General features: G+C 72.8%; 4 protein-coding genes and 1 pseudogene. 2 read left to right on the top strand and 3 right to left on the bottom strand.

The features are described from left to right. Positions 1 to 533, bottom strand: a pseudogene (locus tag AB7U92_RS23240) (tetratricopeptide repeat protein); the annotation flags it as partial. Positions 534 to 582: 49 nt separating this feature from the next. Here AB7U92_RS23240 and AB7U92_RS23235 point away from each other — a divergent pair. Continuing rightward, positions 583 to 1,476, top strand: coding sequence for an aminotransferase class IV (locus AB7U92_RS23235; RefSeq protein WP_428582575.1), 894 nt, complete (start codon positions 583 to 585; stop codon positions 1,474 to 1,476). Positions 1,477 to 1,513: 37 nt separating this feature from the next. Beyond that, a complete protein-coding gene (locus tag AB7U92_RS23230; protein ID WP_428582573.1) occupies positions 1,514 to 2,041 on the top strand; it encodes a cytochrome P460 family protein in 528 nt (175 codons plus the stop codon). A 6-nt stretch (positions 2,042 to 2,047) separates the two neighbouring features. On the opposite strand, the gene AB7U92_RS23225 is transcribed toward AB7U92_RS23230, so the two are convergent. Both AB7U92_RS23225 and AB7U92_RS23220 read right to left on the bottom strand, forming a co-directional pair. Continuing rightward, positions 2,048 to 3,013, bottom strand: coding sequence for a septal ring lytic transglycosylase RlpA family protein (locus AB7U92_RS23225; RefSeq protein WP_428582571.1), 966 nt, complete (start codon positions 3,011 to 3,013; stop codon positions 2,048 to 2,050). 26 nt (positions 3,014 to 3,039) lie between these two features. Beyond that, positions 3,040 to 4,003 (bottom strand): cytochrome-c peroxidase (locus tag AB7U92_RS23220; RefSeq protein ID WP_428582569.1); only part of this gene is annotated, 964 nt, incomplete at its 5' end.

The raw sequence follows: 4,003 nt of genomic DNA, 5'->3' as shown, positions 1-4,003 counted from the left end.
TCGTCGACCATGTGCTTCGTGCCGCCGGGGCCGTCGGCGCCGCCGCCGTCCCACAGCGTGATGAAGCGCAGTCGCTGCGCACCGTAGCTCAACGCGCTGTCGAGCAGCCAGCGGTTGCCGCGCTCCCACGGGTCTTCGCCCGCGGCCAGCGCGCCGAGTTCGTCGTCGGCGACGTGCGGCGGCTCGGCCAGGCGCGCGCGCAGCGCGAGATAGCGATCGCGCCAGTCCGGGCCGTGATCGCAGCTCAGGATCGAGCGCTCGATGAAGGCGGGTTCGGGCAGGGGCAGCAGCAGGCGCACCGGCACGCCGCGCGCGAGGCAGGCCTCGGCGAAGAGCAGGTCGCCGCCGGCCGCGCCCTGGGTGAGCGCGAGGTCGCCGGGGCCGGCCCCGAGCCGCTCCAGCAGGTCGGCGATGCGGCGCGCCGCCGCCGGGGCCTTGGCCATCGGGAAGCGCGGTTCGGCCCGCGACGGCGCATCGATCAGGTGGCCGGAGAAGAGCAGCACCTGGCGCGGTGCGCTGGCAGACGTCGTCATGAGTGCCACGGAGCATACTGTGCGCCCCTCTTCCTGCGCGGAGCCAGCGATGCCCGGATGTGCATTCGTCGACGGACAGTACGTCGCCCCCGAGGACGCCAAGATCTCGATCTTCGACTGGGGCTTCCTGCACAGCGACGCCACCTACGACGTGGCGCATGTCTGGCAGGGAAAGTTCTTCCGCCTGAGCGACCACATCGACCGCTTCTTCGCCAGCATGGACCGGCTGCGCCTGGACCCTGGCAAGACGCGCGACGAGGTGCGCGCGGTGATGCACGAATGCGTGCGCCGCAGCGGCCTGCGCGAGGCCTACGTGGAGGTGCTGTGCACGCGCGGCCTGCCCGCGCCCGGCTCGCGCGACCCGCGCAGCTGCACCAACCGCTTCATGGCCTTCGCCATCCCGTTCGTGTGGATCGCCGATCCGGCCAGGCAGGCGCGCGGCATCGACCTGTTCATCAGCGAAGTGCAGCGCATCGCGCCGGCCAGCGTCGACCCGCGGGTGAAGAACTACCACTGGCTGGACATGGTGGGCGCGCTGTTCCAGGCCTACGACCGTGGCGCCGAAACCGCGGTGCTGGTCGACGCCGCGGGCCATGTGACCGAAGGGCCGGGCTTCAACGTCTTCGCGTGGGTCGACGATGAACTCATCACGCCGGCATCGGGCGTGCTCGAGGGCATCTCGCGGCGCACGGTGATCGAGCTGGCGCGCGCCCGGGGCCTGCCGGTGCGCGAAGCGCCGCTGCCGGCGGCCGACCTGCGCCGCGCCGACGAGGTGTTCCTCAGCAGCACCGGCGGGGGCGTGATCGGCATCAGCCGCGTCGACGGCGTGCCCGTGGGTGGCCGGCCGGCCGGCGAGTTCGGCCCGGTGACGAAGCAGCTGCAGGCGGCTTATTGGGGGTTGCACGAGGATCCGCGCTACGTCGAGACTGTGGAATACGGTTGACCTCCGTCAATCGAACTGCCCCGCAAGGAGACCGACGATGGCCCGACCCCTGTTCGTTCCGCTGCTGCTCGCCGCCTTGCTGGCCGGCTGCGCCCTGGCCCCCGGCGCGTCGAAGGACGGCGAACTCGCCGTGCCGGCCGACTACAAGACCTGGCCCAAGTTCCTCTCTGCCGTGCAGCGCCCCGATGCCAAGCAGGTGCGCGAGATCTACATGAACCCGGCCGCAGCCCGGGCCACGGCGGCCACGGGCTTCGCCAACGGCTCGGTGTTCGTGATGGAGAACTACGCGGCGATGGAGACCGCCGACGGCCGGCTGGCCACCGGCCCCGACGGCAAGCTGGTCAAGGCCGGCCTGCTGCGCGTGTTCGTGATGGGCAAGGACTCTGGCTGGGGCCAGTCGGTGCCGGAGGGCCTGCGCAACGGCAACTGGGTCTACGCCAGCTACCTGGGCGACGGCCGCACCAAGGGCCCGGAAGATCCGGCCACCTGCCGCGCCTGCCACCTGCCGGTGGCCAACAAGGACTTCGTGCACCGCTACGACGAGCACTTCGCCGCAAAGCGCTGAACCCCTTCAGCGCCGCTCGACGATGACCGGCACCAGCTGCAGCGCCTCGCGGATGCGCTCGGCGCCGTCGCGGGCCTCGTCGCGCGTCGCGTAGGGCCCGGCCTGCAGGCGGAACAGCGGCGTGTCCGCGAAGAGCGCCAGCATCGGCGACAGCCACTCCAGCTCGTCGGCCACGCGGCGCTGGAAGCTCTCGGCGCCGTCGCGCTGGCGGAAGGCGCCGAGCTGGATCCAGAAGCCCCGCGGCGCGGTGGCCAGCGGGCGCAGCGGCAGCGCATCCGTTTCAGCGGGCGCGGCCGCCGGAGCGGCGTCGATCGGCGGCGCCACGGCCATCGGCGCGGCAGCGACCATCTCGTCGGGCTCGTCGCGATCCGGCATATCGACCGGCTGTCCGCCGCGCCGCCACGCGCCGCTGCGGATCTCGGCGAAGGTGATGCGCTCGAGCTCCACCGGCGCCACGCCGCGAAGCAGGTCGAGCTTGAGCGCGGCGGTGTAGCTGAGGTCGACGATGCGGCCCTTGTGGAAGGGCCCGCGGTCGTTGACGCGCACGATGATCTCGCGGCCGTTGGCCGGGTTGCGGATGCGCGCGTAGCTCGGCAGCGGCAGCGTGGGGTGCGCCGCCGTCATCGCATACATGTCGTAGACCTCGCCGTTGGCGGTGCGCCGGCCGTGGAACTTCTTGCCGTACCAGGAGGCCAGGCCTCGCTCCCTGAAGGCGCGGTCCTGCGTGATCGGCACGTAGCTGCGGCCGAGCACCTCGTAGGGCTTGTTCGGACCGCCGCTGCGGATCGGCTCGATGCGTGGCACCGCATCGGGCACCTCGTGCAGCCCGGAGGGCGGGTTGGCCTCGGGGCCGTCGCGGGTGGCCAGCGGGCCGCGGCTGCCGCAGCCGGCGAGCAGCGCGGCGGCGGCCAACAGCGCGGCCATGGTGGCGAAGGGGCGGCGAGAGTTCTCGTGCGTCGTCACGGCCGGCATGCTAGGCGAAGCCGCCCGCCCTTCGCTCACGGCCAGGTTTCAGCGCGCAACGCGCCGGTGGCCGCCGGAGACGTCAGCGATTCGAGGAAGGCGATCAGCGCCCGGCGCGTCTCCGCGTCCATCGGCAGCGGCCGGATGCGTGCATCCTGTTGCGCATCGGCCGGCCAGCCGCCGCGTGCGTAGTGGTCGAGCACCTCGTCGAGCGTGGCCAGCGAGCCGTCGTGCATGTAGGGCGCGGTGAGCGCCACGTTCCGCAGCGAGGGAGTGCGGAAGGCGCGCCGGTCGGCCGTGCGGCCGGTGACCTCGGCGCGGCCGAGGTCGGGCGCATCGGCCACGCCGATGGTGCGCAGCGTCTCGGGCGTGACCTGCGTCGCCAGGCCGGGGATCAGCACCACGTCGACCGGCTGCGCGGCCAGCGCCTCGCTGCGCGCGCGCACGCCGACGTTGTGGAAGGCGCCATCGCTGAACAGCGCGTGGCGCTCGCCCACCGGGTGGCAGGCGATGCAGCCCAGCGCGCGGAACTGCTCGAAGCCGCGCTGCGCCAGCGCCGACAGCGCCTCGCGCTCGCCGCCGTAGCGCCAGCGGTCGAACGGCGAGCCGCCAGCCAGCAGCGTGCGCTCATAGGCGGCCAGCGCACGCGCCACGCGCGCCGGCGTGGGGTGCGCATCGCCGAAGGCGCGGCGCAGCGGCGCGCGGTATTCCGGCATCGCTTCGATGCGCGCCATCACCGCCGCGAGGTTCTGGTTGGCCATCTCGTCCGGGTGCACCAGCGGCTGCAATGCCTGCTGCTCCAGGCTGGCGGCGCGGCCGTCGTGGAACAGCGCGCCGACGAAGGCGACGTTGAGCAGCGTCGGCGCATTGCGCCGCAGGCTCACGCCGTTCATGCCCACCGAGGTGCGCGCCTCGTTGACGGTGAAGCCCTGCTCGGGCACGTGGCACATCGCGCACGACAGCGTGCCGTTGGCCGACAGGCGCCGGTCGAAAAAGAGC

The organism is Piscinibacter sp. (assembly GCF_050175855.1).
In the GTDB taxonomy this organism is placed as follows: Bacteria; Pseudomonadota; Gammaproteobacteria; order Burkholderiales; family Burkholderiaceae_C; genus Piscinibacter.
The sequence above is the reverse complement of the archived record's forward strand: the minus strand, read 5'-3'. Positions and strand labels throughout refer to the sequence as shown.